Origin of the sequence: Cellulomonas sp. SLBN-39 (genome assembly GCF_006715865.1) — a bacterium.
In the GTDB taxonomy this organism is placed as follows: Bacteria; Actinomycetota; Actinomycetes; order Actinomycetales; family Cellulomonadaceae; genus Cellulomonas.
In genome coordinates, this window is sequence record NZ_VFOA01000001.1 from 4095246 (window position 1) to 4121433 (window position 26188).

The following is a 26188-nucleotide window of genomic DNA, read 5'->3' on the forward strand; positions in this document are numbered from 1 at the left end:
GGGTCCGGTGACGGGGACGCGTGACGTCTCCGGGCGTGCCCCGCGGCGCCCGCCGCTGGTCGTCCTGCTCGGCGTCGGCGGGGTGCTGCTCGTCGCGAGCGTGCTGGTCACCGTGACGATCGGGCCAGCCGACCTGGCCGTCGGCGAGGTCGCCCGGTCCGTGGCCGGGCACCTCGGCCTCGACGTGGCGCCCGTGCCCGTGCTGCACGACGCGATCGTGTGGCAGCTGCGCCTGCCGCGGGTGCTGACGGCCGCCGCGGTGGGCGCCGGGCTCGCGGTGGCCGGGGCGGTCATGCAGTCGCTGACCCGCAACCCGCTGGCCGACCCGTACCTGCTCGGGCTCTCGTCCGGGGCCTCGCTGGGCGCGGTCGCGGTGCTGCTGCTCGGGGTCGGGGTCCTGCTTCCCGTCGCCGCGTTCGTCGGGGCGCTCGCCGCGCTCGTCGCGACCCTGGCACTGGCCCGCACGGGCGGCACCCTGACGCCGTCGCGGGCGGTGCTCGCCGGGCTCGCGGTGTCCCAGCTCGCGGCCGCGGCCACGTCGTTCGTCATCTTCTGGACCGCGACCGGCGACGCGTACCGCGAGATCCTGTCCTGGCTGATGGGCTCCCTCGCCGGGGCGACGTGGTCGTCCGTGGCGATCTCCGGCGGTGCGCTCGCCCTGGTCGGGGCCGTGCTGGGCGTCGCCGCGACCCGGCTGGACGCGTTCGCGTTCGGGGACACCGCCGCCGCGGCCCTCGGCGTCGACGTCGACCGCACGCGCTGGACGCTCATGACCCTCGTCGCGCTGCTCACCGGGGCGATGGTCGCGGTGTCCGGCGCCATCGGCTTCGTCGGGCTGGTGCTGCCGCACGCCGTCTCCGTGGTCACCGGCCCCGGGCACCGTCGGCTGCTGCCCGTCGCCGCCGTCACCGGGGCGGTCTTCCTCGTCTGGGCCGACACGCTGGCGCGCACCGTGTTCGACCCGCGCGAGCTGCCCGTGGGCATCGTCACCGCGCTCGTCGGGGTGCCCGTGTTCGCGGTGCTGCTGCGCCGGGGACGGGGGACGGCGTGGAGCTGAGGATCGCGGGGGCCGGTGTGCGCCTGGGCGGCCGGTGGGTCGTCGACGGGATCGACGCGACCCCGCCGCCGGGCGCGATCACGGGCGTGCTGGGCCCCAACGGCGCCGGCAAGTCCACCCTCCTGCGCCTCGTGGCCGGGCTGCTGCCGCCCGGTGCGGGCGCCGTGCTCGTCTCCGACCCGGACGCGCCCGCCCCGGCCGCGGGTGCCCCGACGACGCCCGTGCACCTGCTCCCCCGGCGCCGCCGCGCGCAGCACGTGGCCCTCCTCGAGCAGGAGTCCGCCGCCGCCGTGCCGCTGGGGGTGCGCGAGGTCGTCGCCCTCGGCCGCACGCCCTACCGGTCGCTGTGGGGCACGGACCCCGACGCCGGCGCCGTCGACCGCGCCCTGTCCGCCGCCCGCGCCGACCACCTGGCCGACCGGGCGTGGTCCACGCTGTCCGGCGGCGAGCGCCAGCGCGTCCACGTCGCCCGCGCGCTCGCGCAGGAGCCGTCGCTGCTGCTGCTCGACGAGCCGACGAACCACCTCGACGTGAGCGCCCAGCTCGCGCTGCTGCAGCTCGTGCACGACCTCGGTGTGACGACCGTCGCGGCGCTGCACGACCTCAACCTGGCCGCGGCCCACTGCGCGCACGTCCTCGTGCTCGACCGGGGCCGACTGGCCGCCGCGGGTCCGCCGGAGCAGGTGCTGACGCCGGCGCTGCTGCGCACCGTCTACGGGGTCGAGGCCGACGTGCTCACGCACCCGCGGACGGGCCGGCCGGTGATCGCGCTCAGCGGCCTGGCACCCGACGGACCTGACCGCCCCGACGGCCCGCCCCCGGACCCCGACGACGGCGCGACCGTCGGCACCCGCACCCCCGGCACCGGCCGGGACGAGGAGGACGCATGAGGATCACCGTCATCAGCGGGGGCGTCGGCGGCGCCCGCTTCACGCGCGGCCTGCTGGCCCTGCTCGCCGACCGCCTCCCCGACGGGCACGGCGGCACCACCGCGCAGGTCACGGTCGTGGCCAACACCGGCGACGACATGTGGCTGCACGGGGTGCGCGTGTGCCCCGACCTCGACACCCTCATGTACACGCTCGGCGGCGCCGTGCACGAGGGCCAGGGCTGGGGGCGGCGCGAGGAGTCCACGACCGTCGCGACCGACCTCGCCGCGTACGGCCTCGGGTGGGAGTGGTTCACGCTCGGCGACCTCGACCTGGCCACGCACCTGGCCCGCACCGAGCTGCTGCGCCGGGGGCTGCCCCTGCACCGGGTCGTCGAGCACCTGGCCGCCCGGTGGCGACCCGGCGTGCGGCTGCTGCCGATGAGCGACCAGGAGGTCGAGACCCACGTCGTCACCGACGACGGGACGATCCACTTCGAGGAGTGGTGGGTGCGCCACCGGGCAGCGGTGCCTGCCCGGGGGTTCGTGCAGGTCGGCGTCGAGGACGCCCGCCCCGCGCCAGGGGTGCTCGAGGCCCTCGCGGACGCCGACGTGGTGGTGGTGCCGCCGTCGAACCCGGTGGTCTCCGTCGGCACGGTGCTCGGCGTCCCCGGGGTCCGCGACGCGCTGCGGTCCACCGCCGCACCCGTCGTCGGGGTGAGCCCGGTGGTCGGCGGCGCGCCCGTGCGCGGCATGGCCGACGCGTGCCTGACCGCGATCGGCGTGGCCACGGACGCCGCCGCGGTCGCCCGGCACCACGGCCTGCGCGCGACGGGCGGCGTGCTGGACGCGTGGCTCGTCGACGAGGCCGACGCCGACGCCGTCGGGCCGCTGCGCGCCGAGGGGTGGCGGGTGCAGGCCGCGCCGACGCTCATGACGGACGTCCCCGCCACGGCGGCGCTCGCCGCCCGTACCCTGGCCCTCGTGGACCGGATGCCGTGAGCGCGACCTGGTGGGTCGTCGTGCCCGTGAAGGACGCCCGCCGCGGCAAGTCCCGCCTGGCCGGCGTCCTCGACGACGACTCCCGCGCCCGGCTGGTGCGGGCGATGGCGCTCGACACGCTCGCCGCCGCCCGGTCCGCCGCGCGGGTCCTCGGCGTCGTCCTCGTGACGCCCGACCCGGTGCTGGCCGCGGCCGCGCAGGCGGTCGGCGTCCACGTCGTCCCCGAGCCGGACCCGGTGCCCGGCGCCCCGGCGGGGCTCGACGCCGCCGTGCTGGCCGGCGCCGCGCACGTGCACGCCACCAGCCCGCGCGCGCACGTCGCGGCGCTGCTGGGTGACCTGCCGCGGCTCGACCCGCGCGACCTGGACGACGCGCTCGCGCTCGCCGGCCGGTCGACGCGCGCGCACGTCGCCGACGCGGAGGGCACCGGCACCACGCTGCTCACGGCCCGCTCGGGCACACCGCTGCGGCCCGCGTTCGGCACCGGGTCCTCGGCGCGGCACGCCGCCGCCGGGCACGTGCTGCTCGACGTGCCGCTCGGCTCGACCCTGCGGCACGACGTCGACCTGCCCGCGGACCTCGACACGCTGGCCGACCCGAGCACCTGACCGCGGGCAGGCGCTCACCGGCCGTCCGGCTCGCACGGCGTGCATCCCCGTGCTCCCGGGGGGGGTGCGATCACCCGCCGACGCCGGACGCCGCGGCCCGGACCTGCTCCAGGTGCCGCACGAGCGCCCGGGTGCGCGCCACCGGTGCGGGCAGGAACGAGCCGCCGACCCGGCGCGCCGGCACCAGGACCACCGCGTACCCCGCCGGCAGCACGAGCAGGACCGCGGGTCGGGCGCCGTTGCCGGCGATCACGCCGGAGCCCTCGAGTACGCGAGGGACGTCGGCCCAGGGCGCCGACCAGAGGACCGCGGGCGACCCGGCGCCCGCCCACAGCTCGACGCCGGTGGGTGCGACGACGAGCGTGAGGGCTGTGCCCTGCGCAGGTCGGAGCGGGGGTGCGGGGACACCCAGCTCGACGAGCACGTCACGCAGCCCGGCCGCTCCCCAGACCTCGACGACCTCCGCCCCCGGGCGCACGGCGCGCACCGCGCGGTGCCGCGCGCGGGTGCTCGCCGCCATGCGCACCATGACGACGGCGACGAGGACGCCGATCACGGCGGCGACGACACCGATGCTCCCGACCTCGCCGTCGGCGAGGACCCGCCAGCCGAGCACCGCCACGGCCGACGCCGGCAGCACGAGGACCGCCAGGCCCCACAGCCGGTTCCTGCGGTGCAGGGCGTCGAGCTCGGCGTCCGTGGGCACGTCGAGGGCCCACGGGTCGAACGGCTGCTGGTCGTCGGGCTGTGGCCGGGGCCCGTCCTGGGTGGGCGGCGTGGTCGTGGTGGCGTGCCCGGTCGGGGCGGGCCGGTCGGTGCGGGTCATCGTGGGTGCTCCTGCTCCCCCGCGGCTGCGGGATCGGTGTCGTAGGACGTGGCTGCGCCGTCGGGGACGGCGTCGACGGAGGTCGGTGCGGAGGTCGTGGGTGCGGTGTCGTCGGTCGTGGTGCCGTCGGGGTGGAGCGTCGCGGCGACGGCGTCGCACAGGTCCAGGCAGGCGTCGCGCAGCGCGAGCAGCGGCGTCGACGCGGTGAGCCGCACGAGGCCGTGCCCGTCGCCGGGGTCCGTCCAGTGCTCGACCAGGAGCAGCGGCACGGTGGCGCGGGGCGCGCCCGGCAGCGCCCCGGGGCGTTCGCGCACGGTCCGCAGCACGAGGCCGAAGGGGCCGCTGCCCGCCTCGAGCCGTCCGCCGCCGTCGGCGGGGCCGACCTGCGCGGCGAGCGCGGTCCGTGTCCGTGCCCGCCCCTGCTCGTCGGCCCACGAGCCGGGTGCGCGGGACGCCGTGAGCGTCAGCGGCAGCGGCACGCCACCCGCGCTGCCGAGCATGAAGGCCACGAGCCAGCCGCCGCGGGACGCCGCCCGGGCGGTCTGCACCGTCAGCGCCGTGCGCAGCTGGCGCCGCAGCGGCGCCGGCAGGTCGGTCCGCGACGTGACGAGGCGGTCCACCGCCCGACGCCGGGCCACCGGGTCGCCCAGCGGCACGAGCCACCAGTCGGCGGGCAGCACCAGCCCGACGCCGCGCACGGCACCGCGACCACCGACGGGGCCGGCCGCAGGTGCGGCGGCGGGAGCGGGGGCGACCTGCGCCACGGTCGCGCTCATCCGCGCACCCGCTGGACGACGTCGTTCGTGGTCTGGGCGATGCCCTCCACCTGGGGGACGGCGTTGACGAGCGCCCACGCGGTGCGCGGCTCGCCCTGCTGGGCGAGGAACGCCAGGTCGCGGGCGACGCCCTCGGCACCGACCGCGTGGAACACCCCGGCGACCCAGCTCGTCTGCCACGTGTCCTTGACCGGGTTGAAGGCCTCGCCGAAGGGCGTCCTGGCGGCCGGCCCCTGCGCGTGCGCACCTGTGGCGGTCGGGGGTCGCTGCACGGCGGTGCGCACGGTCTGCCAGCCGCCGCGCAGGTCCGTCACGCCGTCACGCAGCACGGCACCGGGCTTGAGGGTGGCCAGCGTGGTGCGGTTGAGCAGCGGCCTCGCACGGGCGGGCACCGCGCGCAGCGCCGCCGTGGCGCCGGCACCGAGCAGTCCCGAGGGGCCCACCACGCCGGACCGGGCCGAGCGCGTCCCCGCGCCCGCGGCACGCAGCCCGGCCGAGGCCCGGCTGGTGTCCGCGGCCAGACGCACCCCGCGGGCGGCGACCCGCCCGAGCCCGAAGGTCACGAGGCTGAGCGCCCCGAGCCCGACGTCGAGCCACGACCCCTGGCCGGTCACGAGCAGGGCCACGTCGCGCACGAGCACGACCACGCCGGCGATCGTCGCCGCGGCGGCCAGGGCCGCGTTGAGCCCGGGCACCCAGCACAGCGCGACCGCGGCCACGCCGAGCACCAGGGCGACGTCGTCGAGCTGCTGCCCGATCGCGTCGTCGACCTCCTTCACGCCGCCGACCACGTCCTGCCACGCCGTGTCTGCGAGGCCGTCGACCGCGACCACCGCGACGATCAGCCCGCGAGCCTCCTCGGCGGCCGCGTCACGGTGCGCCTGGGCCTCGGCGAGCAGGAGGCGGGCGTCGGCGAGACGGGACTCGGCGCGCGCGGCGCCGGCGTCGGCGGCGTCGGCCAGCGCGGTGTGCCGGGCGGCGAGCGCGGGCTCCACCGGGCCACGGGCGAGCTCGCGCTGGCGCCACGCCTCGTCCTGCCCGCACACGCGGGCCTGCTCCGCGTCGGTGGCCTGCTGCCACGCCTCGTACGACGTCGTCTGCGCCTCGGCGAGGCGGTCGGCGTAGGTGTCGAGGGCGAGGGCGGCGGTGACGTACCGGCCGTGGGCCGCCTCGATGCCGTCGGCGACACGGGCCGCCGTTCCCTCGAGCGCGTCGACCACCGACGCCCGCTGCCCGGAGCCCAGCGCGGTGCCGCGCAGCTCCTCGACGGCGGCGGCGATCTGGTCCGCGACCCGCTGGTGCTCCTCGGCGGCGGCGCGCACGGCCACCGGGTCGCCCGGGACGGGGTCGCCGAACGCCAGCGGGTACCAGGACGTCGGGCGGCTCATACGGCGCGCCCCGACCCGGCCGGTCCCGGGGTGGCCCGCGGCCCGCCCGCCCCGGCGAGCCGGGCGTCCACGTCCTCGAACGCCTCCCCCACGCGGGTGCACGCGTCGGCGAGCGCCTCGACGTCCGTGACCAGGAGGGCGCGGGCGTCGTCCCAGCCGAGGGCGAAGCCGCCGAGGGCGTCGGCCAGGCCGTCGTGCCCGAGCACGTCGCGCAGGTCCCGGGCCGTGACGTTCGCCCCGGCGAAGGCCCGCGCGACGTCCGCGAGCGCGGCCCCGGCGCGGCGCAGCGCGGCGGTGTCGAGGTCCAGGTCGCTCACGGGTCAGCGCAGGCCGGCGGCGAGCTGGGCGTCCGCGTCCTCGAGGGTGCTGGCCGCGGTGCGCAGGTACTCGCCGAGGCTGGTCAGGGCGGAGACCGCGTCGGTGGTGCCCTGCGTGAACTGGCGGTAGGACTCGCCGAACGCGACGGAGGCCTGGTCGGTGACGAACCCGCCGGAGACGAGCTGGTCGATGAAGCCCCGCAGCTCGGTCAGGCGGGTGGTGATCTCCTCCTGGCCCGAGGTCAGGCGCGTCGCCGCGTCGCGCAGCTCCTGGTAGGTGACGGTGAGGTTGGCCATGGGGTCCTCCGTGGGCTCGTGGCGCGTGGTGCGTGCCGCGGTCGTTCCCCGGTCGTCCGGGGCGTGGCCGACGCTAGGGGCGTCGGTCCGACGACCCGCGGGCTCCTCCACAGGGCCGGCGCTCGGCGACCGCCCACAGCCCCGGCTGGTCGGCTCACGGTCGGACCCGGCGGCCCCGACGTCACCCGGGCAGCGGCACCTGCACGCGGCGGGCGCGCCCCTGCTCCACCCACAGCCCGCGCCCGGGCGGCTGGTCGCCGCGCCGCAGCCGGCCGGCGGAGGTGCGGAACAGGGTCTCGACGTCGACGGTGTCGGGCTGCAGGACCAGGCCCCGGCGCCCGTTGCGGACCTCGGCGACCAGCGGCCACGACGACCCCCAGGCGGTGGTCTCGGCCTCGGCGAGCACGAGGTGCCCCTGCCGGCGGGCGGCGCGCACCGCCTCGGTGAGGACCTGCTCGGCGGGGCCGCCGAGCAGGTCGGCGATCTGCTCGACGACGAGCACGACGTGGCCCTCGTCGGAGGGGACGGCCAGGCGGGCCGCGAGCTCGACGGCCAGCCGCCGCGCGTCGTCCGGGCCGGTCGCGGCGTCGTCCCAGGGGACCGCCGCCGGCAGCGGGGACCGGCGCGGTGCGACGAGGGCCAGGTGCGCGTCCGGCAGGGCCCGGCGCAGGGCGGCGGACAGCGCGAGCATCGCCGTCGTGCGGCCCGACCCCGGCAGCCCGGCGACCAGGAAGGTGCCGTGCGGGTCGAGACCGACCGGCTCGAGCGTGTCGTCGGCGACCCCCAGCAGCGGCAGCCCGGCCACGGTGGCGGGCAGGTCGCCCGCACGGACCAGCGCGGGCAGGCGGCGCACGGGCGGGGTCCGGGGCACGCCGGCCGCGTCGAGGCGCGCGGCCAGGGCGGCCAGCGTCCCGGCCTGGTCGGCGACGACGGGCGACGCGGACGGCACGGCCACCTGCACCTCGTCGCCGGTGCGCGCGTCGACGCCGCGCCCGGGCGGGGCGTCGGTCCCGAGCACGTCGCCGCGCACGCCGAGCTGGGCGTACGCACCGGCGTCGGCCTGCCGCAGCACCAGGCGGCACCCTACGGCTGCGGCCAGCGCCGTCGGCACCGCACCGGGGCGCTCCGCCGTCAGCGCGACGTGCACGCCCAGGGGACGCCCCTCGGCGACCACGCGCTGCAGCAGCGCCCAGGCACCGGCACGCCCGCCCTCCCCCTCGTACGCGTCCCGCACCGCGCCGATCCCGTCGAGCAGCAGCAGGACCCGCGGCTCGTCGGGCCGCCCGGCACGGGCCCGGTACTCGGGCAGGCTCCCGGCCTGCACGGACGCCCACCGGCGCGCCCGGTCGTCGAGCAGGGCGGCCAGGTCGCGCAGCAGGCGCAGCACGCGCTCGGCGTCGGCCACGTCCAGCACGGAGCCGACCACCGGCAGCCCTTCGAGGCCGCCCAGCACCCCGGCGCCGGCGTCGACGGCGTGCACGTGCACCGGCCCGCCGCCCGCGAGGACGTCGCGCGCCGCCGCCGCCGCGACGGTCCGCAGCGCCGTCGACCGGCCCGTCCCGCCGGCGCCGACGACCGCGAGGGCACCGTCGACGTCGGGAACCCAGCACCACGGCTCCTGCTCCTGCGCCGCCGGGCGGTCCACCAGCCCCAGCGCGAGGGCCCCCGCGCCCGCGGGCAGGTCCTCCAGCTCGACGCACGCGCCCAGCTCGGGCAGCCACGGACGTCGCGGTGCCGGGACCCCCGCGAGGTCGGCGGCCGCGCGCACCGTCGCCACCAGGCGCGCCGCGTCGCTCGGCCCGTCGTCGTCGGCCACGGGCGACGGCGGGACGGGGACGTCCCACGGCTCCCCCGGACCCAGCTCGAGCGTCGCCACCCGCACCGCGGCACGGGTCGGGGCGCCGGTCGACCGGCCGCCGACGAACGCCGTCTGGAACAGCGCGAGCCGCCCGGGCCCCGTCCGCACCGCACCCCGGCCCGGCGTCGCGGGGTCGATGCCCGCCGCGAGGGCCGAGCCCAGCACGTCCGTGGAGTCGTGCTCGTCGGCCATCCGCAGCGCGATCCGCAGGTTCGTGTTGGCCCGCAGGTTGTCCTTGATGACGCCCGCCGGGCGCTGCGTCGCGAGCACCAGGTGCAGGCCGAGCGAGCGGCCGCGCTGCGCGACGTCGACGACCCCGTCGACGAACTCCGGCACGTCCGTCACGAGCGCGGCGAACTCGTCGACGACGATCACCAGCGCCGGCGGCGTCTCCGGGTCGCCGAGGCGTTCGAGGGCCAGCAGGTCGGGCACCTGCTTGCGCTGCAGCAGCCGCTCCCGCCGCCGCAGCTCGGCCCGCAACGACGCCAGCGCCCGCCGCACCAGGTGCGGCGTGAGGTCCGTGACCAGCCCCACGGTGTGCGGCAGGTCCACGCAGTCCGCGAACGCCGCCCCGCCCTTGTAGTCCACGAGCAGGAACGTCACCCGGTCCGGGCCGTGCGCCGCCGCCATGCCCAGCACCCAGGCCTGCAGGAGCTCGCTCTTGCCCGCGCCGGTCGTGCCGCCCACCAGCGCGTGCGGGCCCTGGGCGCGCAGGTCCAGCACGAACGGCCCCTGCGCACCCCGCCCCACGACGGCCCGCAGCGTGGCGTCCGTGCGCCGACGCACCGGCGGCCCCGACCGGTCCAGCACCGACCCCGTCGCGTACCACCGGTCGAGCACCGCCACCGGGTCGTCCAGGCCGTCCCCGCCGACCACGTCAGCGCCCGGCACCGACCGCGGCAGGTCGGACTCGTCGTGCACGGGCGCCCCCGCGTCGACGACCGGGCACAGCGACCGCGCGAGCGCCGTCGCCTCCGCGGCACCCAGCCCCTCGGTCGTCACGGCCCGCCACGTGCCGTCCGGCACGTCACCCAGGGCGCCCGCGTCGACGTCGAGGACCGCCCGGCACGCCGACGGCAACGCCGCCACCGACCGGGCGCACCACAGCACGTGCACGCCCACGGCCGGTCCGTCCTCCGCGAGACGCACGAGCCGCGCCCGGTCGGCGGGTGCGTCGTCGTCGACGACCACCACGACCGCGGGCACCACCGTCACCCGCCCGGCACGCCCCTGCCGGTCGGCCCGGGACGCGACCAGCTCCTCCAGCGCCGCCACCAGCCCGACCGCGGCGGCGGCGTCCGCGGCCGCGTGCACGCCGGGCAGCGGGCTGTGCGGCGACGCGACGTGCGGCAGCCACACCGTCCACCCCCAGCGCTCGCGGTGGCGCGCGGACGTGACGACCGCGAGCGCCACCTCCGACGGTGCGTGCAGGGTCACGAGCTGGGCGACCAGCGCCCGGGCGACGGTGTCGACAGCCGCGTCCTCGCCCGCGACGCCGAGGCCGCCGCTCACGCGCAGCGCCACGGCGAGCGGCACGTCGGGCACCTCGGCGAACCGGTCCGCGAGCGCGCGGACGCGGTCCCGGTGGGCGGGCTCGGCGTCGGGTGCCGCGGGGACGACGGGGCGGGTGCGTGCGGGTGCCGTGCCGGTCCCGGCGCGCAGCACGAGGAAGTCGGCCCCGTCGGCGCGCCGCGACCAGAGCAGGGGCGCCCGGGTCCGGGCGGCCGCGAGGGCCTCCTGCGTCGACGGGAGCGCCGCGAGCCGGGCCGTGCGCTCGGCGGTCCGGGCGGCGGTGAGCTCGACCTCCGCCGCGGTGAGCGCGTCCTCGAACCGGGCCGCCGCCTCGGCGGCGCGGCGGCGCTCGGTGACGCGGCGCTCGACCCAGGTGCCGACGGTGAGCAGGGGGCTGACGGCCACGAAGGCCAGCGACAGCGGGTTGCGCCACACGAGCAGCAGCACGAGGGCGAGCAGCACGGGCGCGGCGAGCGCGAGCAGGGGGAACGGGTCGCGGCGGGGCGGGCCGGGCGGCGCGGGCAGGTCGACGGTGGCGTCGGGGTGCCGGGGCACGACCCGGGGCGACCGGTTGAACGGGACGTCCGCGCCGCGCGTCCCCCGGCCCTGCGCGCCCGGTCCGGGGGACGCCCCGGCCACGACACCCCCGAGGCGGCGCACGCGCAGCACGCTCTCGCCGAGCACGACGAGGTCGCCGGGTCCGAGGACGGCGCGGTCGACGCGCCCGGCACCGACCACCACGCCGTCCGCCGCGCCGGCGTCGACGACCTCGACGTCGTCCCCGACGACGAGACGGGCGTGCGTGCGCGCGACGAGCCGGTCGGTGAGCCGGACCGTCGCCGCCGGGCCGCGCCCGACCGTGCTGGTGCCCGGCGGCAGGTCCACGGTCAGCCCCGCGTCGGGGCCGGCGACGACGTCGACGCGCGCGTGGGCGGGGCCGGGGGCGGAGGCGTCGTCCCCGGCCGGGGCGAGCGTGACCGTCGATCCGGCCGGCAGCCCGGCCTCGACGACGCCGGTCGTCCGCGGCAGCGCACGGGCGGGGCCACCGTCGGGTGCTTCGACGACGAGCGTCGCGGGGGCGCACGGGTCCGCGTCGGCCGCGCGGGCGAGGGCGTCCGCGACGTCGGCGACGGTGGCGCCGGCGTCGGTCGTCACCACGACGTCGTGGGTGCCGCCGTGGGGCCGGCGGATCGTCAGTCGTGTGCGCACGGCGGGTCTCCCTGGGTCGTCCGCCGGGCCCGGCCCGGCCGGCGCACCGTAGCCGGGGCCCGGGGCCGGCTGCCGGGGGGCCTGTGGACGACGGTCTCGCGGCGGGGCGGGCCCGTGGCGCACCATGGGGGCATGGCGCTGTGGATGACCGGGGACGAGGCCGCCGACCGGCTGCTCGACGAGGACGCGTTCGCGCTGCTCGTGGGCATGCTGCTGGACCAGCAGGTGGCGATGGAGACGGCGTTCGCCGGCCCGGCGAAGATCGCCGACCGCATGGGCGGGCTGGACGTGCGGCGCGTCGCGGACGCCGACCCGGAGCAGTTCGCGGCGCTGTGCGCGACGCCGCCGGCCGTGCACCGGTTCCCCGGGTCGATGGCGGCCCGCGTGCAGGCGGTGGCCCGTGCGGTCGTCGACGACTACGACGGGGACGTCACGCGCCTGTGGCGCGACGGCGACCCGGACGCGGCCACGGTGCTGCGCCGGCTCAAGGCGCTGCCCGGGTTCGGCGACCAGAAGGCGCGGATCTTCCTCGCCCTGCTCGGCAAGCAGCGCGGCGTGCAGCCGGCCGGGTGGCGGGAGGTCGCGGGTGCGTACGGCGAGGAGGGCTCGCGGCGCTCGATCGCCGACGTCACGGACGCGGACTCGCTCGTCGAGGTGCGCGCCACGAAGCGCGCCGCGAAGGCCGCCGCCCGCGCCGGCTCCTGACCCGGCGGCCCGCGCGCGGGGCACCCGTCCTCCGTCGCGCGACGGAGCGTACCCGCCGCAGACCGTCCTCGCGGCCGAGCCGTCGCGGCCCCGGGGCGGTCAGGATGGGGTCATGACGTCTCCGACGCCTCCCGCCCCCGCCCTCGCGGCGCCCCCGCCCGTGCCCGTCGTCGGACCTGTCGCCGTGCGCGACCGGGCCGTCGCGCCCGACGTCGCCCGCGGCCTGGCGCTGCTGGGCATCGCGATCGCGAACTCCGTCACGCACCTGTGGGGCCAGCCCGTCGGGGTGGGGTTGCGCCCGCTCGACGGCTCGACGCTCGACCGCGTGGTCGACGGGGTGGTGTCGCTCTTCGTCGACCGGCGCACGATGCCGATGTTCGCGCTGCTGTACGGGTACGGCATCGGCGTGGTCGTGCGACGCCGCGCGCAGGCGCTGGTGCCGTGGCCGGCGTGCCGCACCGACCTGCTGCGCCGCGCCGGCTGGCTGGTGGCGTTCGGCGTCGCGCACACGCTGCTGCTGTGGGAGGGCGACATCCTCGCGGTCTACGGGCTCACCGGGCTGGTGGCGGTGCTCCTGGTCCGCGCGTCGGGGCGGACTCTGCTGGTGGTCGGCGGCGTCACGCTGCTGCTGGGCGGCCTGGCGACCGGCGCCCTGGACGCCCTCACCGTGGCCGTGGGCGGCATGGACGGCGGCGACCAGCTCGCGGCCGCGGAGACCTCGCCGCTGCTGGCGGCGCTGCTGCGTGCGGCGACGCTGCCGATGCTGCCGGTCGGTGTGGTCATCGCGCTGCCGCTGGTGCTGGCGGGGCTCTGGGCGGCGCGCACGGGCGTGCTGGAGGACCCGGCGGCGCACCTGCCGCTGCTGCGGCGCTGGGCCGTGGGCGGGCTGTCCGTGAGCGTCGTGGGCGCGGTGCCCCTAGCCACCGCGGTGGCCGGCCTGTGGGAGCCGTCGGCGCTGGGCGTCGTCGTCCCGGCCGCGCTGCACATGGTCACCGGCGCGGTGGGCGGGATCGCGTTCGCCGCGCTGGTCGGGTGGGTCGTGGGGGCGCACGGGACGACGCTCGCCACGCTGGGCCCCGTCGGCCGGGCGCTGCGTGCCGTCGGCACCCGGTCGCTGACCTGCTACCTGCTGCAGACCGTGCTGTTCGTGCTGCCGCTGGCGGGCTGGGCCGGTGGCCTCGCCCGGGGGTTCGGGTCGGCGCAGGTCGTGGCGTGGGCCGTCGGGGTGTGGGTGGTGACGGTCGTCGTCGCGGTGCTGCTGGAGCGGGCGGACAAGCGCGGCCCGGCCGAGGCCCTCTACCGCCGCCTGGTCTACCGCACCGTCTGAGGCCCCCGGACGGCCCCGGGCCGGTCGCACGGGGCGGCCGGCCCGGGGCGCCGGTCAGAACGGGCAGGTGGAGCGCACGTCGGACCAGGTCGTGCCGACCGCGGGCGCGGGGCACACGAACGGGTCGTAGCGGGTGTCGTCGTCCACGAACCGCTTGAGCCAGGCGATGGAGCTGCGGGCGATCGGCGTGCTGGAGACGTTCGGTGCGAAGTGCGAGGCGCCGTTGAGCTCGAGGTACTGCTTGGGCGTGCTCGACGGGATCGACGTGTAGAACGGGCGCGCGTGGGTCGTCACGGACGCGACGCTGTCGTCCTCGGCGCCGATGATCAGCGTCGGCGTGGTGACCTCGGGCCAGGTCTTGTCGGCGTTCCACGGCGTCAGCGGGATCGCGGCCTGCAGCGACGGGTCGTCGACGACCGCCTCCAGGGTGCCGCCGCCGCCCATGGAGTGGCCCATGACGGCGAGGCGCGTGCCGTCGACGCGGTCACGGACCGAGCTGCGCGTGGTCAGCCAGTCGAGCGCGGCCGCGAGCTGGCGTCCGCGCGAGGCGGGCTGGTCGTAGACGCTCAGGGTGTCGATGGTCATCACGACGAACCCCTGCGAGGCCAGGCGCGGGCCGAGCCAGGCGATGCTCGACTGGCGCGCGGTGTACCCGGGCGAGATCACGACCCCGCCGAACGTGCCCTGCGACGTGTCGGTCGGGTAGTAGACGGTGCCGCCGCCGAACCCGGAGACGCCGAGCCGGGAGACGCTGGTCTGCGAGACGGCGAAGGCGCCGCGGGCGGCGGTGATGCTGGACTCGGTGGGTGCCGGGCCGCGCTCGTACGGGTTCGCGGCGGCGGCGGGTGCGGCCGGCACGAGGGCCAGCAGCAGGCCGACGACGAGCGCGAGCAGCCCGGCGGGCCGACGGGCGCCTGCGGACGGTCCGGGCGCGGGACGCGCCGACGGTGTGCGGGACGGGACGGTGGACGTGCTCATGACGAAACCCCCCTGTGACGTCGATGACTCTCGGATGATACTCACGTCACACCAACCAGTGACAAGACCTCGCCACCGAGGATCACCCGACCCGCCCCTCCGCGGCGTGGCACGATCGCGGCCATGATCGTCGTGACCACCGACTCCGTCCCCGGCTACCGCACGCAGGCCGTCCTCGGCGAGGTCATGGGCGTGACCGTGCGCGCGACCGACGCGGGCGCCAACCTCTCGGCCGGCTTCCGGGCGATCGGCGGCGGCGAGATCCCCGAGTACACGCGCGTCATGCACGAGTCGCGCCGCGAGGTGCTGGCCCGCATGGTCGCCGACGCCGAGCAGCGCGGCGCCAACGCCGTGGTCGCGCTGCGGTACGACTCGGCCGCGATCGGCGCGTTCTCCGAGTGCTGCGCCTACGGCACCGCGGTCGTCGTCGAGCCGCTCGCCGGGCACGAGCCGGGCGCCACCGTCCAGTCGGCGCAGCAGGCCGCGCTCCCCGCCGACGACGCGCGGGCCTGACCCGGCAGAACGGCGACGCCCCGCTCACTCCCCCGGCTTCGCCGACCGCAGGCGCTTGGTCGCCGACCGCTGCTTCTTGGCGGCCAGCCGCCGCTCGGCCGAGCCCCGCGTCGGCCGCGTGGGCCGCCGCGCGCGCGCCGGCGGGCTGATCCCCGCCGCGACGAGCGCGGCCAGGCGGAGCTCCGCCGCCGCGCGGTTGCGCAGCTGCTCGCGGTGCTCCGAGGCCGTCACCGTGAGCACCCCGCCGACGAGCCGCGCCCCGAGGCGCTCCACCAGCCGCTGCCGCTGCACGGCGGTGAGCACGGCCGACGCGGCGACGTCCCACCGCAGCTCGACCCGCGAGTCCGTCGTGTTGACGCCCTGGCCGCCGGGCCCGGAGGACCGGGAGAACCGCACCGTCAGCTCGGCGCGCGGGATCACGAGCGACGGGCCCACGACGACGTCGCCGGTCACGGCGCGGCGCGCCCGCCCGGACCGGCCGGCCCGGGCGCCCCGCCCGCGGCGAGCGCGTCCTTCCACCCCTCGGCGTACGCCTCGGCGGAGCCCAGGCGGAACATGTCGTCCGGCCCGGTCCGCACCAGCACGCGGGCCCCGAGGCCGTCCTCCTCCGTCACGAGGTGCCCGACCCCGCGCACCACGGCCACCGGCCGGCCGGTGGCCTTGCCCTTGACGAGCTCGGCCGCCGACGCGATCTCGTCCGCGACCGCCGCGACGGTCATGGTCAGCGGGCGGCCGTGCGTGTCGACCTGGCCGCGCATGTCCTCCAGCACCTGCACCCCCGCGGCACCGATCGCGAGGTCGGCGACGCCCTGGCGCCAGGGCCGCCCGGCGGTGTCGGTGAGCAGCACGCCCAGCCGCACGCCGAAGGCCTCCTGCAGCGCGCGCCGGAGCCCGCGGGCGGACGCGTCGGGGTCCACGGGCAGCAGGAGCACCGTGCCCTCGGGGGTGTTCGACGCGTCGACGCCGGCCGCGGCCATCACCAGCCCGAGCCGGTTCTCGACGATCCGCGTCACCCCGCCGGGGTGCTCGCGGGTCGCCACGACGCGCACGGTCTCGTCCGTGATGGCCTGCTCGCGGTCGTCGGCGGCGACCACCCGGCCCTCGGCCTTGGACACGACCTTGCTGGTCACGACGACGACGTCACCGTCCACGAGCCGGCGCCCGGGGTCCGGGTCGGCGCGCAGGGCCGCGACGAGCAGCGCCGCGAGGTCGTCGCCGGGGACGACCTCGGGCACGCCGTCGGCGGCCCAGACGCGCAGCCCGGTCACCGGCTCAGCTTCGGGAGCACCTCGCGCCCGAAGACCTCGATCCACTCGCGCTGGTTGCGCCCCACGTTGTGCAGGTAGATCCGGTCGAACCCGAGGTCGACGTACTTCTGGATCTCTGCGCGGTGGGCGTCGGGGTCCGCGGAGATGACCATGCGGCCGGCGAAGTCCTCGGGGCGCACGAGCTTGGCCATCTGCTCGAAGTCGAACGGCGAGCGGATGTCGGCCTTGGGGAACTTCATGCCCCCGTTGGGCCACTCGTGCATCGCGTTGGCGAGGGCCTGCTCGTCGGTCTCTGCCCACGACATGTGCAGCTGCAGCACCTTGGGCATCGCGTCGGGGTCCTTGCCGACCTCGCGGGCGCCCTCGGCGAACTTGCCGAACAGGCCGGTGATCTTCTCCAGCGGTGCGCCGACGGTGATGATGCCGTCGGCGTGCTTGCCGGTCCGCTTGGCGGTGACCGGGCCGGCGGTCGCGACGAGGATCTCGGGCGCCTCCTCCGGCATGGTCCACAGCCGGGTCGACTCGAGCTTGTAGAACTGCCCGGCGTGCTTGACGTCCTTGCCGGCGAGCGACGCGCTGAAGAGCTTCTTGATGAGGTCGATGGCCTCGAACATACGGTTGATGCGCTCGGGGGCCTCGGGCCAGTACCCGGCCACGACGTGCTCGTTGAGCGCCTCGCCCGACCCGAGCCCCAGCCAGTGCCGGCCGGGGTACATCGCGGCGAGCGTCGCCGACGCCTGCGCGACCATCGCCGGGTGCCAGCGGAACGTCGGCGCGGTCACCCCCGGGCCCAGGTCACCCGTGGTGCGCTCGCCCACGGCGGTCAGCACGTTCCACACGAACGACGACTGCCCCTGGGCGGGCACCCACGGCTGGAAGTGGTCCGCGGCCATGACGCCCGAGAACCCGTGCTGCTCGGCGTAGGCCGACAGCGCGACCGCCTCGGTGGGGTGGAACTGCTCCAGCATCGCCGCATAACCGACGGTCAGCCCTGCCACGTGTCGCGTCCTCCCGGTCGATCCCCTGCTCGTCCGGCGAGCCTAACCCCGCGCATGTGTCGGCCGCGTTGCGTGGACCGGCGCCCCGTCGGCCGGGGCGTCGCGCCCGTCGCCACCCGCGGCCCCGCCCGGGGCGGGAGCGGCACCGGTCAGCACGTCGCGGTCCGCACCGCGCCGCACGGCCGCGACCCCCGCGACGACGAGTCCGGCGCCGACCAGCTGCACGGGCAGCGGCGCCTCGCCGATCAGCACCCAGGCGAGCAGGACGGCGAAGAGCACCTCCGACAGCGCGAGGAACGACGCGACCCGCTCGCCGAGCAGGCGCACGGACACGGCCGAGACGCCGTAGGCGAACGCGGTGGGCACGGCGCCGACGACCAGCAGCGGGACGAGCCAGTGCACCTGCGCGCCGAGGAACGCCACGCGCACGTCGGGCGCCTCGACGGGCAGCACGCCGACCGCCGCGACGACGCCGACCGCCGCGGCCCCGACGACCATGCCCGCCCCGGCGAGCGTGACGGGCGGCAGCGCGGTGGGCCGTGCCGTGATCGCGAAGTAGGCGGCGTTGCCGACCGCGGCGCCGAGGGCGAAGAGCAGCCCCACGGGGTCGAGGTCGAGGCTGCCGGTCACGTCGAGCACGAGCACGAGCCCGCCCGTCGCCAGGGCCGCACCGACGAGCGTGGTGCGGGACGGGGCCCGCCGGGAGCGCGCCCAGCCGAGCGCGACGAGCAGCAGCGGCCCCGTGTACTCGACGAGCAGCGCCACGGCGACGGGAAGCCGCTCGACGGCCAGGAAGTACATGGTCGACGCTCCGGCCACGCCGAGGAGCCCGAAGCCGACGACGGTGCGCCACTCGTGCGCGAGCAGCGACCACCTCCCGCGCAGCGCGAGCAGCGCCGGCCCGGCCAGCAGCACGGCGCCGACGGTCAGGCGCACGCCGATCGCGGCGCCGGGGCTCCAGCCGGCGAGGAGCAGGGGCTTGACGACGGGGCCGCTCGTCGAGAAGGCGAGGGCGGCGACGAGGCCGGCGAGGACGCCGGCCCCCCGGGCACCGGTCTGCGGCACGTGCACGCTCCAGGGGGCGGGCCCGCGGGCGCGGGCGACGGGGTGGCACGGGGCCGACGCCGCCGGGATCACCGGTTGCCAGGAGTCACTCGCCCGTATGCTCATGACGGTACGACCGCCGTCGGACAGGAGTCAACGTGGTCTTCGCCCATGACACCGAGGCCAACCTGCGCGCCGCCGCCGACCTGGTGAACACTGCACGGCGCCGCGACGGCCGCGACGCGCTCACGACCGTGCCCGACCTGGACGGCTTCTTCACCGCCTGGGGGTACACCGGGCGGCACGACCGGGACGCCGCCGAGCTGGCGCAGGTGCGCGCCGCGCGCGACCGCGTGTCCGCGCTGTGGGACGTCGACCGCGACACGGGCGCGCAGGTGGTCAACGCGATCCTGCGAGAGGCCGACGCGGTGCCGTTCCTCGTGCGGCACGACCACATGGACTGGCACCTGCACGCGACCGTCGCGGACGCGGAGCTGGCCACCGTGGTCCTCGTCGAGACGGCCATGGCAGCGGCCGACCTCGTGCGCTCGGACGCGTGGGACCGCCTGCGCACCTGCGCGGCGGACGACTGCGCGGCCGTGCTGGTCGACCTCTCGCGCAACGGCTCGCGCCGGTTCTGCGACGTCAACGGCTGCGGCAACCGCGCGCACGTGGCCGCCTACCGCGCCCGCCGCGCCCGCGCGACCGCCGGGTCCGCATGACCGCCGGGTCCGCGTGACCGCCGGGGCCCGTGTGACGGGCACCGCACGCGGACGTTTGAAGGTTCACCTATCCTGACGGTCCGCGCGGCGCACGGGCCGCGCCCTGACGACGGGACGGCGCATGGCGGGCACGGGATCACGCAAGAGCCGCGAGGAGCGGGCCGCCCAGGTGGCGGCGCTGCGCGAGCAGCAGAAGCGCGCCGAGCGGCGCCGGACGATCGTCGCGGTGTCCGTCGTCGGTGCGCTCGTCGTGGGGCTCCTCGGCTGGGCCGGCGTGGTCATCGTGGGCCAGGCGCGGCAGACCGCGGCGGCCGAGGCGGAGGCGGAGGCGCCCATCGAGGGCGTGCAGGAGTACACCGACCTCTCGTTCGACCACGTCGAGGGCGTCGTGGACTACGAGCAGACCCCGCCGGTCGGCGGCCCGCACAACGCGGTCTGGCTCAACTGCGGCGTGTACGACACGGTCGTGCCCGACGAGAACGCGGTGCACGCGCTCGAGCACGGCGCGGTGTGGATCACCTACGACCCGGCGCTGCCCGCGGACCAGCTGGAGATCCTCACCGAGCTGGCGGCCGGCGAGTCGTACATGCTGCTGACGCCGTACGAGGGTCTCGGCTCCCCCGTCGTCGCGACCGCGTGGGGCTACCAGCTGCCGCTGGAGGACGCCGCGGACCCGCGCCTGGAGACGTTCGTGCGCAAGTACCTGCTCAACCCCGACCTGCCCGAGGCCGGCGCGCTGTGCAGCAACGGGACCGGCGAGCCGGTCGCGTGACGTCGGACCCCACCCCCGACGCTGCGGCCGACCCCGCGGCCGGCGCCGCCGAGACCCCGTCCGCGCTGGTGCGCACGTGGCGGGCCCTCGACGGCGCCGGTCGCACGGTCGTGGCGGCCGGGGTGGTGCTCGCGCTGCTGGTGGGCCTGGCGGCCGGCGGGCTGCTGGTCGGACGCCCCGGCCGGGCCGTGCCCACCGAGGGGTCGGTCGACGCGGGTTTCGCGCGCGACATGCAGGCCCACCACGGGCAGGCCGTCGAGCTCTCGGTCATGCTGCGCGACCGGTCGGACGACCCCGTCCTGCGGGCGATCGCCCTCGACATCCTCACCGCCCAGCAGCAGCAGGTCGGGCAGATGTTCGCCTGGCTGCGCGTGTGGGGGCTGCCGCAGTCCGGCGAGGCCGACCCGATGGCCTGGATGGCCGGCGAGCACGGCCACGCAGGTGCCGGCGGGGCGCTGGCCGACATGCCCGGCTGGGTGCAGCCCGCCGACCTGCGCCGCCTCGAGCAGGCCGACGGCGTCGAGGCCGAGCGCATCTTCCTGGCGCTGATGATCGACCACCACCTCGGCGGCGTGGAGATGGCCCGGTACGCGGTCGAGCACGCCCAGGACGCCCAGGTGGTGCGCCTGGCCGAAGGCATCGTGACCGCGCAGGAGCGCGAGGTCACCGTGCTGCGCGACCTGCTCGACGAGCGCGGGGGCCCGCTGCCCGCGGACGCCTGAGGGGACGCCCCGCGCGAGGCGCCGTGCGGGGTGCGGGGGCCCTGGCCGGATCTGGGAGGATGCTCCCCATGAGCGACCTGACCTCCCGTCCCGACACCCCGACGAGCGCCACCGCCGCCCGCCAGGTACCGGACAAGGTGACGGTGGACGGCCTCGAGGGACGCTGGTCGCAGGCCTGGGGCGAGGCGGGCACGTACACGTTCGACCGCACCAAGGACCGCGCGCAGGTCTACTCGATCGACACCCCGCCGCCCACGGTCTCGGGCTCCCTGCACGTCGGGCACGTGTTCTCGTACACCCACACCGACGTCGTGGCGCGGTTCCGGCGCATGCGCGGCCTCGAGGTCTTCTACCCGATGGGCTGGGACGACAACGGCCTGCCCACCGAGCGGCGCGTGCAGAACTACTACGGCGTGCGCTGCGACCCGTCGCTGCCGTACGTCGAGGGCTTCGAGCCGCCCCACCAGGGCACCGACGGCAAGGCCGTCAAGCCGGGCGACCAGGTGCCGGTCTCGCGCCGCAACTTCATCGAGCTGTGCGAGCGCCTCTCGGCCGAGGACGAGCAGCAGTTCGAGGCCCTGTGGCGCCGCCTGGGCCTGTCGGTCGACTGGTCGATGACCTACCAGACCATCGGGCGCACCGCCCGCGCCGTGTCGCAGCAGGCGTTCCTGCGCAACCTCGCCCGCGGCGAGGCGTACCAGGCCGAGGCACCGGGCCTGTGGGACGTGACGTTCCAGACGGCCGTGGCGCAGGCCGAGCTCGAGGCCCGCGACTACCCGGGCGCGTTCCACAAGGTCGCGTTCGCCCGGCCCGACGGCGAGCAGGTCGTCATCGAGACGACGCGCCCCGAGCTGCTGCCCGCGTGCGTGGCCCTGATCGCCCACCCGGACGACGAGCGCTACCAGCACCTGTTCGGCACCACCGTGACGAGCCCGCTGTTCGGCGTCGAGGTGCCCGTGCTGGCGCACCCGGCCGCCGAGCCCGACAAGGGTGCGGGCATCGCGATGTGCTGCACCTTCGGCGACCTGACCGACGTGCAGTGGTGGCGCGAGCTGCGCCTGCCCACCCGCTCGGTCGTGGGCCGCGACGGGCGCGTGCTGCGCGACACCCCGGACTGGATCACCACCGGCGCGGGCCGCGCGACGTACGAGCAGGTGGCCGGCAAGACCACCTTCTCCGCGCGCGAGGCCGTCGTGGCGGCCCTGCGGGAGTCCGGCGACCTGCTGGGCGAGCCGGTGCCCACCCAGCGCAAGGCGAACTTCTACGAGAAGGGCGACAAGCCCCTCGAGATCGTCACGAGCCGCCAGTGGTACCTGCGCAACGGCGGGCGCGACGAGGACCTGCGCGACGCGCTGCTCGCACGCGGCGGCGAGCTGGGCTTCCACCCGGAGTTCATGCGGGTCCGGTACGAGAACTGGGTCGGCGGCCTCAACGGCGACTGGCTCATCTCGCGGCAGCGGTTCTTCGGCGTGCCGTTCCCCGTCTGGTACCCCCTCGACGCGGACGGCCTGCCGCGGCACGAGGCGCCGATCGTCCCCGACGAGGCGTCGCTGCCGATCGACCCGACGAGCGACGTGCCCCCGGGCTACACCGAGGACCAGCGCGGCCAGGCGCACGGCTTCACGGCCGACCCCGACGTCATGGACACCTGGGCGACCAGCTCGCTGACCCCGCAGATCGTGTGCGGGTGGCTCGACGACGCGGACCTGTTCGCGCGGACGTTCCCCATGGACCTGCGCCCGCAGGGGCAGGACATCATCCGCACGTGGCTGTTCTCGTCGGTGGTGCGCGCGCACCTGGAGCACGGCTCGCTGCCGTGGTCGGACGCCGCGATCAGCGGCTGGATCCTCGACCCCGACCGCAAGAAGATGAGCAAGTCCAAGGGCAACGTGGTCACGCCCATGGGCCTGCTGGAGGAGCACGGGTCGGACGCCGTCCGCTACTGGGCCGCGTCGGCGCGCCTGGGCACGGACGCGGCCTTCGAGGTCGGGCAGATGAAGATCGGCCGCCGCCTGGCGATCAAGGTCCTCAACGCGAGCAAGTTCGTGCTGTCGTTCGGCGCGGCCGACGAGCCGGTGCTGCTCGACCCGGCGCTGGTGACGGACACGCTCGACCGGGCGATGCTCGCGGGGCTGGCCGAGGTCGTCGAGCAGGCGACCGCGGCGCTCGAGGCGTACGACCACACGCGGGCGCTGGAGCTGTCGGAGACGTTCTTCTGGACGTTCTGCGACGACTACCTCGAGCTGGTCAAGGACCGCGCGTACGGCGCGGGCGCCGCGGCCGACGAGGTCACGGCCGGCACCGCGTCGGCGCGTGCGGCCCTCGGGCTGGCGCTGGACACGCTGCTGCGGCTGTTCGCGCCGGTGCTGCCGTTCGCCACGGAGGAGGTCTGGTCGTGGTGGCGCGAGGGCTCGGTGCACCGCGCCCCGTGGCCGACGTCCGACGCGCTGCGCACCGCGGCCGGCGACGCCGACCCGGGCGTGGTCGCGGCGGCCGGTGCCGCCCTGGCCGCGCTGCGCAAGGTCAAGTCGGAGGCCAAGGTCTCGATGCGCACGCCCGTCGAGCACGCCGTCCTCGTGGTGCCCGCCGCGCTGCGGGCGGGCGTCGAGGTCGCGCTCGACGACGTGCGCGCCGCGGGCCGGGCCACCGGCACCCTCGAGGTCGTCGAGGGCGAGACCGACGCGGTGACGACGCGCGACGCCCGTCTCGGCGAGGCGGCGCCGCGCGGCTGACACGCACCTGATCTGCACGGCCACCCGCCGCGCGCGGTCCCGGGAGGGGCTGCGGGACCCCGGTCCCGCAGCCCCTTCTGCGTGCATACGTATGATGGTGGGCGGATAGTGATTCGCAGGCGCGGACGACCCCGTGCCGCACCCACCTGCCGCACCGCCCCGAGGAGCCCCCATGCGTCACCCGCTGCCCGCCGTCGCGCTGGCCGCCACCACCGCCCTGCTGCTGACCGCCTGCGCCGGCGGGGCCGGCGGCACCGACGACGCGACCGCGTCCGGCGGGGTCACGCTGGTGTCCCCCGGCACCCTGACCGTCTGCACGAACCCGCCGTACGAGCCGTTCGAGTTCGAGGGCGAGGACGGCCAGATCGAGGGCCTCGACATCGACATCGTGCGCGAGGTCGCCGAGGACCTGGGCGTCGAGCTGGCGACCAAGGTGACGCCGTTCGAGACGATCCAGTCCGGCACCGACCTCGAGACCGGCACGTGCGACGTCGTCGCCTCGGGCATCACGATCACCGAGGAGCGGGCGGCGAAGTTCGACTTCTCGCAGCCGTACTTCGACGCCGACCAGGGCATCCTCGTGCCGGCGGGCTCCGACGTCACCGGTCCCGACGACCTGGCGGACGCCCGGGTGGGCGTCCAGCAGGCCACCACGGGCGAGACCTGGGCGCAGGAGGAGGGCATCGCCGGGCTCGTGCAGTTCGAGGACCTCGGCCTGCAGGTCCAGGCGCTCGAGACCGGCCAGGTCGACGCGATCGTCAACGACATCGCCGTGCTCGGGCCCTTCGTCGAGGACGGCTACGAGGTCGCCGCGACCATCCCGACGGGCGAGCAGTACGGGCTCGGCGTCAAGAAGGGCAACGCTGCGCTGCTGGCGGCCGTCGACGCCACCCTGGAGCGGATCGTCGAGGACGGCACGTACGACGAGATCTACACGGCCCGCATCGGCACCGCGCCCGCCGGCGACTGAGCCGTGACGACCGCACCCGCACCCGCCGCCCTGCCGCCGGGGCGCGCGCGCCTGAGCCCGCGCCGCCGGGCGCAGGTCGCGCGCGCCGCCCAGTACGCGGTGCTCGTCCTCGTGGCCGTGGCCGTCGCGCTGACGGCGGACTGGTCGCGCGTCGGCGACCAGCTCTTCAACCCCACGGTCGCGGCGGACATCGCCGAGAAGCTGCCCGGCGGGCTGCTCAACACGCTGCAGTACACCGCGGGCGCGTTCGCCGTCGGCCTGCCGCTGGGCGCGCTGCTGGCGTTCATGAAGCTGTCGTCCGTGGCCCTCAACCGGTGGATCGCGACCGCGTACATCGAGTTCTTCCGCGGCATCCCCGCGCTGCTCGTCGTGCTGGCCGTGGGCTACGCGGTCCCCATCGCGTTCGGCGTCTCGATCCCCTCGGTGCTCGCCAAGGCGTCGATCGCGCTCGGCCTGGTCTCGGCCGCGTACATCGCCGAGACGCTGCGCGCCGGCATCGAGGCGGTGCCGCGCGGCCAGGTCGAGGCGGCCCGGTCCCTGGGCATGTCCCACTCCCGCACGATGCTCCAGGTCGTCCTGCCGCAGGCGTTCCGCATCGTGCTGCCGCCGCTGACCAACGAGATCATCCTGCTCACCAAGGACACCTCGCTGGTCTTCCTCGTCGGGCTCACCGTCGCCGAGTACGACCTGACGAAGATCGGCCGCGACGCCCTGAGCACCGCGGCCGGCGGCCTGACCGCGCTGTTCGTCGCCGGCGGCTGCTACCTGCTCATCACCCTGCCGCTCGGCGCGCTCACGCGCTGGCTCGAGCGGCGCACCGGCACGACGGGACGACGCGCATGACCACCCCCACGCCCGCCCCCGTCGTCCACGTCGAGGGGCTGCGCAAGTCCTTCGGCACGCACGAGGTGCTGCGCGGCATCGACCTGCGGATCGACGCCGGCGAGGTCGTGTGCCTCGTCGGCCCCTCCGGCTCCGGCAAGTCGACGCTGCTGCGGTGCGTGAACCTGCTCGAGCAGCCCACGGGCGGACGCGTCGAGGTGCTCGGCGTCGATGTCACCGACCCGGACGTCGACATCGACCGGGTGCGCACGCACGTCGGCATGGTCTTCCAGCAGTTCAACCTGTTCACGCACCGCACGGTGCTGGAGAACTGCACGATGGCCCAGCGCAGCGTGCTGCGACGCCCCCGCGCGCAGGCCGAGGAGGTCGCCCGGGCCAACCTCGCCCGCGTCGGGCTCGCCGACCGCGCGGACGCGATGCCGGGCCAGCTGTCCGGCGGCCAGCAGCAGCGCGTCGCCATCGCCCGGGCGCTGTCGATGGACCCGCAGCTCATGCTCTTCGACGAGCCGACGTCCGCGCTGGACCCCGAGCTCGTCGGCGACGTGCTGGGCGTCATGCGGGACCTCGCCGACGCGGGCATGACGATGCTCGTCGTCACGCACGAGATGGCCTTCGCCCGTGAGGTCGGCGACCGCGTCGTCTTCATGGACGGCGGCGTCGTCGTCGAGGAGGGCCCCGCCGACCAGGTCGTCGGCGCACCGCGCGAGGCCCGCACCCGGGAGTTCCTGCAGCGCGTGCTCGACCCGACCCACCGGCACCCGGACGCCTGACCCGAACGCCGGCGCCGCCCGGCCGGGCACCGGGAGCACCCGTCGTGCCCCGGTCCCGGCCGGCGGACCGCCCGCGCCCACTAGGGTCGTGGCCGATCCCGACCAC

Annotated in this window: 25 protein-coding genes; 14 read left to right on the top strand and 11 right to left on the bottom strand. The window is 77.0% G+C overall.

From position 1 onward, the window contains the following. Positions 1 to 7 precede the first annotated feature (7 nt). Genes FBY24_RS18600 through cofC form a run of 4 tightly spaced genes read left to right on the top strand, consistent with a single transcriptional unit; the run spans position 8 to position 3535 of the window. Entirely contained in the window at positions 8 to 1057 is a 1050-nt protein-coding gene (locus tag FBY24_RS18600; RefSeq protein WP_255432480.1) for a putative F420-0 ABC transporter permease subunit, read from the top strand. Continuing rightward, complete coding sequence (locus FBY24_RS18605; protein WP_142162877.1) at positions 1048 to 1947, top strand: putative F420-0 ABC transporter ATP-binding protein; 900 nt, start codon at positions 1048 to 1050, stop codon at positions 1945 to 1947. Before FBY24_RS18600 ends, FBY24_RS18605 begins: the two co-directional genes overlap by 10 nt. After that, positions 1944 to 2927, top strand: coding sequence for a 2-phospho-L-lactate transferase (cofD, locus tag FBY24_RS18610; RefSeq protein ID WP_142162879.1), 984 nt, complete (start codon positions 1944 to 1946; stop codon positions 2925 to 2927). Before FBY24_RS18605 ends, cofD begins: the two co-directional genes overlap by 4 nt. Beyond that, the gene (cofC, locus tag FBY24_RS18615; RefSeq protein WP_142162881.1) at positions 2924 to 3535 is read left to right on the top strand and encodes a 2-phospho-L-lactate guanylyltransferase; all 612 of its coding nucleotides are present in this window, start codon (positions 2924 to 2926) and stop codon (positions 3533 to 3535) included. The genes cofD and cofC overlap by 4 nt, the downstream gene beginning before the upstream one ends. Positions 3536 to 3605: 70 nt before the next feature. Here the strand turns inward: cofC and FBY24_RS18620 are convergent, their stop codons facing one another. From FBY24_RS18620 to FBY24_RS18645, 6 genes are all read right to left on the bottom strand, one after another. Continuing rightward, positions 3606 to 4361: a hypothetical protein gene (locus FBY24_RS18620; protein ID WP_142162883.1), complete on the bottom strand. Its 756-nt coding sequence runs from the start codon at positions 4359 to 4361 to the stop codon at positions 3606 to 3608. Further along, positions 4358 to 5137, bottom strand: a complete 780-nt coding sequence (locus FBY24_RS18625) for a hypothetical protein (protein WP_142162885.1) — start codon at positions 5135 to 5137, stop codon at positions 4358 to 4360. Before FBY24_RS18625 ends, FBY24_RS18620 begins: the two co-directional genes overlap by 4 nt. After that, positions 5134 to 6525 (bottom strand): hypothetical protein, encoded by a 1392-nt coding sequence (locus FBY24_RS18630; RefSeq protein WP_142162887.1) that lies wholly within the window; start codon positions 6523 to 6525, stop codon positions 5134 to 5136. The genes FBY24_RS18625 and FBY24_RS18630 overlap by 4 nt, the downstream gene beginning before the upstream one ends. Then, positions 6522 to 6842 (bottom strand): hypothetical protein, encoded by a 321-nt coding sequence (locus FBY24_RS18635; protein ID WP_142162889.1) that lies wholly within the window; start codon positions 6840 to 6842, stop codon positions 6522 to 6524. Before FBY24_RS18635 ends, FBY24_RS18630 begins: the two co-directional genes overlap by 4 nt. Before the next feature lie 3 nt (positions 6843 to 6845). Further along, the gene (locus FBY24_RS18640) at positions 6846 to 7139 is read right to left on the bottom strand and encodes a WXG100 family type VII secretion target (protein WP_140460353.1); all 294 of its coding nucleotides are present in this window, start codon (positions 7137 to 7139) and stop codon (positions 6846 to 6848) included. A gap of 181 nt (positions 7140 to 7320) precedes the next feature. Then, a complete protein-coding gene (locus FBY24_RS18645; protein WP_160158535.1) occupies positions 7321 to 11718 on the bottom strand; it encodes an FtsK/SpoIIIE domain-containing protein in 4398 nt (1465 codons plus the stop codon). Between the two features lie 132 nt (positions 11719 to 11850). Here FBY24_RS18645 and FBY24_RS18650 point away from each other — a divergent pair, with 132 nt between their 5' ends. Beyond that, positions 11851 to 12423, top strand: a complete 573-nt coding sequence (locus tag FBY24_RS18650; RefSeq protein WP_142162893.1) for an HhH-GPD-type base excision DNA repair protein — start codon at positions 11851 to 11853, stop codon at positions 12421 to 12423. Positions 12424 to 12535: 112 nt separating this feature from the next. After that, positions 12536 to 13750 carry a DUF418 domain-containing protein gene (locus tag FBY24_RS18655; RefSeq protein ID WP_142162895.1) on the top strand — a complete coding sequence of 405 codons (1215 nt, stop codon included), beginning with the start codon at positions 12536 to 12538 and terminating at the stop codon, positions 13748 to 13750. Between the two features lie 54 nt (positions 13751 to 13804). On the opposite strand, the gene FBY24_RS18660 is transcribed toward FBY24_RS18655, so the two are convergent. After that, complete coding sequence (locus FBY24_RS18660; protein WP_142162896.1) at positions 13805 to 14728, bottom strand: alpha/beta hydrolase; 924 nt, start codon at positions 14726 to 14728, stop codon at positions 13805 to 13807. Between the two features lie 123 nt (positions 14729 to 14851). Between FBY24_RS18660 and FBY24_RS18665 the strand changes: the two genes are divergently transcribed. Beyond that, positions 14852 to 15241, top strand: coding sequence for a YbjQ family protein (locus tag FBY24_RS18665; RefSeq protein ID WP_140460348.1), 390 nt, complete (start codon positions 14852 to 14854; stop codon positions 15239 to 15241). Between the two features lie 24 nt (positions 15242 to 15265). Here FBY24_RS18665 and arfB read toward each other — a convergent pair whose 3' ends face one another. The 4 genes from arfB to FBY24_RS18685 all read right to left on the bottom strand — a co-directional run bounded on the left by arfB (position 15266) and on the right by FBY24_RS18685 (position 18572). Beyond that, on the bottom strand, positions 15266 to 15694 hold the full coding sequence (gene arfB, locus FBY24_RS18670) for an alternative ribosome rescue aminoacyl-tRNA hydrolase ArfB (RefSeq protein ID WP_140460347.1): 429 nt from the start codon (positions 15692 to 15694) through the stop codon (positions 15266 to 15268). Further along, a complete protein-coding gene (locus FBY24_RS18675; protein ID WP_142162898.1) occupies positions 15691 to 16509 on the bottom strand; it encodes a coenzyme F420-0:L-glutamate ligase in 819 nt (272 codons plus the stop codon). The genes arfB and FBY24_RS18675 overlap by 4 nt, the downstream gene beginning before the upstream one ends. Beyond that, entirely contained in the window at positions 16506 to 17477 is a 972-nt protein-coding gene (locus FBY24_RS18680) for a TIGR03557 family F420-dependent LLM class oxidoreductase (protein WP_140460572.1), read from the bottom strand. The genes FBY24_RS18675 and FBY24_RS18680 overlap by 4 nt, the downstream gene beginning before the upstream one ends. Before the next feature lie 72 nt (positions 17478 to 17549). After that, positions 17550 to 18572, bottom strand: a complete 1023-nt coding sequence (locus FBY24_RS18685; protein ID WP_255432482.1) for a DMT family transporter — start codon at positions 18570 to 18572, stop codon at positions 17550 to 17552. A gap of 137 nt (positions 18573 to 18709) precedes the next feature. Here FBY24_RS18685 and FBY24_RS18690 point away from each other — a divergent pair, with 137 nt between their 5' ends. From FBY24_RS18690 to FBY24_RS18720, 7 genes are all read left to right on the top strand, one after another. Continuing rightward, positions 18710 to 19273: a CGNR zinc finger domain-containing protein gene (locus FBY24_RS18690; RefSeq protein ID WP_142162902.1), complete on the top strand. Its 564-nt coding sequence runs from the start codon at positions 18710 to 18712 to the stop codon at positions 19271 to 19273. 121 nt (positions 19274 to 19394) lie between these two features. Continuing rightward, entirely contained in the window at positions 19395 to 20045 is a 651-nt protein-coding gene (locus tag FBY24_RS18695) for a DUF3105 domain-containing protein (RefSeq protein WP_142162903.1), read from the top strand. Next, positions 20042 to 20767, top strand: coding sequence for a DUF305 domain-containing protein (locus FBY24_RS18700; protein WP_255432483.1), 726 nt, complete (start codon positions 20042 to 20044; stop codon positions 20765 to 20767). Before FBY24_RS18695 ends, FBY24_RS18700 begins: the two co-directional genes overlap by 4 nt. A gap of 68 nt (positions 20768 to 20835) precedes the next feature. Then, on the top strand, positions 20836 to 23499 hold the full coding sequence (gene valS, locus FBY24_RS18705; protein WP_142162905.1) for a valine--tRNA ligase: 2664 nt from the start codon (positions 20836 to 20838) through the stop codon (positions 23497 to 23499). A gap of 172 nt (positions 23500 to 23671) precedes the next feature. Continuing rightward, the gene (locus FBY24_RS18710; RefSeq protein ID WP_142162907.1) at positions 23672 to 24469 is read left to right on the top strand and encodes a transporter substrate-binding domain-containing protein; all 798 of its coding nucleotides are present in this window, start codon (positions 23672 to 23674) and stop codon (positions 24467 to 24469) included. A gap of 3 nt (positions 24470 to 24472) precedes the next feature. Continuing rightward, positions 24473 to 25312: an amino acid ABC transporter permease gene (locus FBY24_RS18715; RefSeq protein WP_174243517.1), complete on the top strand. Its 840-nt coding sequence runs from the start codon at positions 24473 to 24475 to the stop codon at positions 25310 to 25312. Further along, positions 25309 to 26082, top strand: coding sequence for an amino acid ABC transporter ATP-binding protein (locus FBY24_RS18720; RefSeq protein ID WP_142162909.1), 774 nt, complete (start codon positions 25309 to 25311; stop codon positions 26080 to 26082). The genes FBY24_RS18715 and FBY24_RS18720 overlap by 4 nt, the downstream gene beginning before the upstream one ends. Positions 26083 to 26188 lie beyond the last annotated feature (106 nt).

Coding starts and splice junctions, on each gene's coding strand:
- cofD (WP_142162879.1), top strand. CDS start 1,944: ATGAGGATCACCGTCATCAGCGGGGGCGTCGGCGGCGCCCGCTTCACG.
- FBY24_RS18620 (WP_142162883.1), bottom strand. CDS start 4,361: ATGACCCGCACCGACCGGCCCGCCCCGACCGGGCACGCCACCACGACC.
- FBY24_RS18625 (WP_142162885.1), bottom strand. CDS start 5,137: ATGAGCGCGACCGTGGCGCAGGTCGCCCCCGCTCCCGCCGCCGCACCT.
- FBY24_RS18630 (WP_142162887.1), bottom strand. CDS start 6,525: ATGAGCCGCCCGACGTCCTGGTACCCGCTGGCGTTCGGCGACCCCGTC.
- FBY24_RS18640 (WP_140460353.1), bottom strand. CDS start 7,139: ATGGCCAACCTCACCGTCACCTACCAGGAGCTGCGCGACGCGGCGACG.
- FBY24_RS18650 (WP_142162893.1), top strand. CDS start 11,851: ATGGCGCTGTGGATGACCGGGGACGAGGCCGCCGACCGGCTGCTCGAC.
- FBY24_RS18655 (WP_142162895.1), top strand. CDS start 12,536: ATGACGTCTCCGACGCCTCCCGCCCCCGCCCTCGCGGCGCCCCCGCCC.
- FBY24_RS18660 (WP_142162896.1), bottom strand. CDS start 14,728: ATGAGCACGTCCACCGTCCCGTCCCGCACACCGTCGGCGCGTCCCGCG.
- FBY24_RS18665 (WP_140460348.1), top strand. CDS start 14,852: ATGATCGTCGTGACCACCGACTCCGTCCCCGGCTACCGCACGCAGGCC.
- FBY24_RS18680 (WP_140460572.1), bottom strand. CDS start 17,477: ATGCTGGAGCAGTTCCACCCCACCGAGGCGGTCGCGCTGTCGGCCTAC.
- FBY24_RS18695 (WP_142162903.1), top strand. CDS start 19,395: ATGGCGGGCACGGGATCACGCAAGAGCCGCGAGGAGCGGGCCGCCCAG.
- valS (WP_142162905.1), top strand. CDS start 20,836: ATGAGCGACCTGACCTCCCGTCCCGACACCCCGACGAGCGCCACCGCC.
- FBY24_RS18710 (WP_142162907.1), top strand. CDS start 23,672: ATGCGTCACCCGCTGCCCGCCGTCGCGCTGGCCGCCACCACCGCCCTG.
- FBY24_RS18720 (WP_142162909.1), top strand. CDS start 25,309: ATGACCACCCCCACGCCCGCCCCCGTCGTCCACGTCGAGGGGCTGCGC.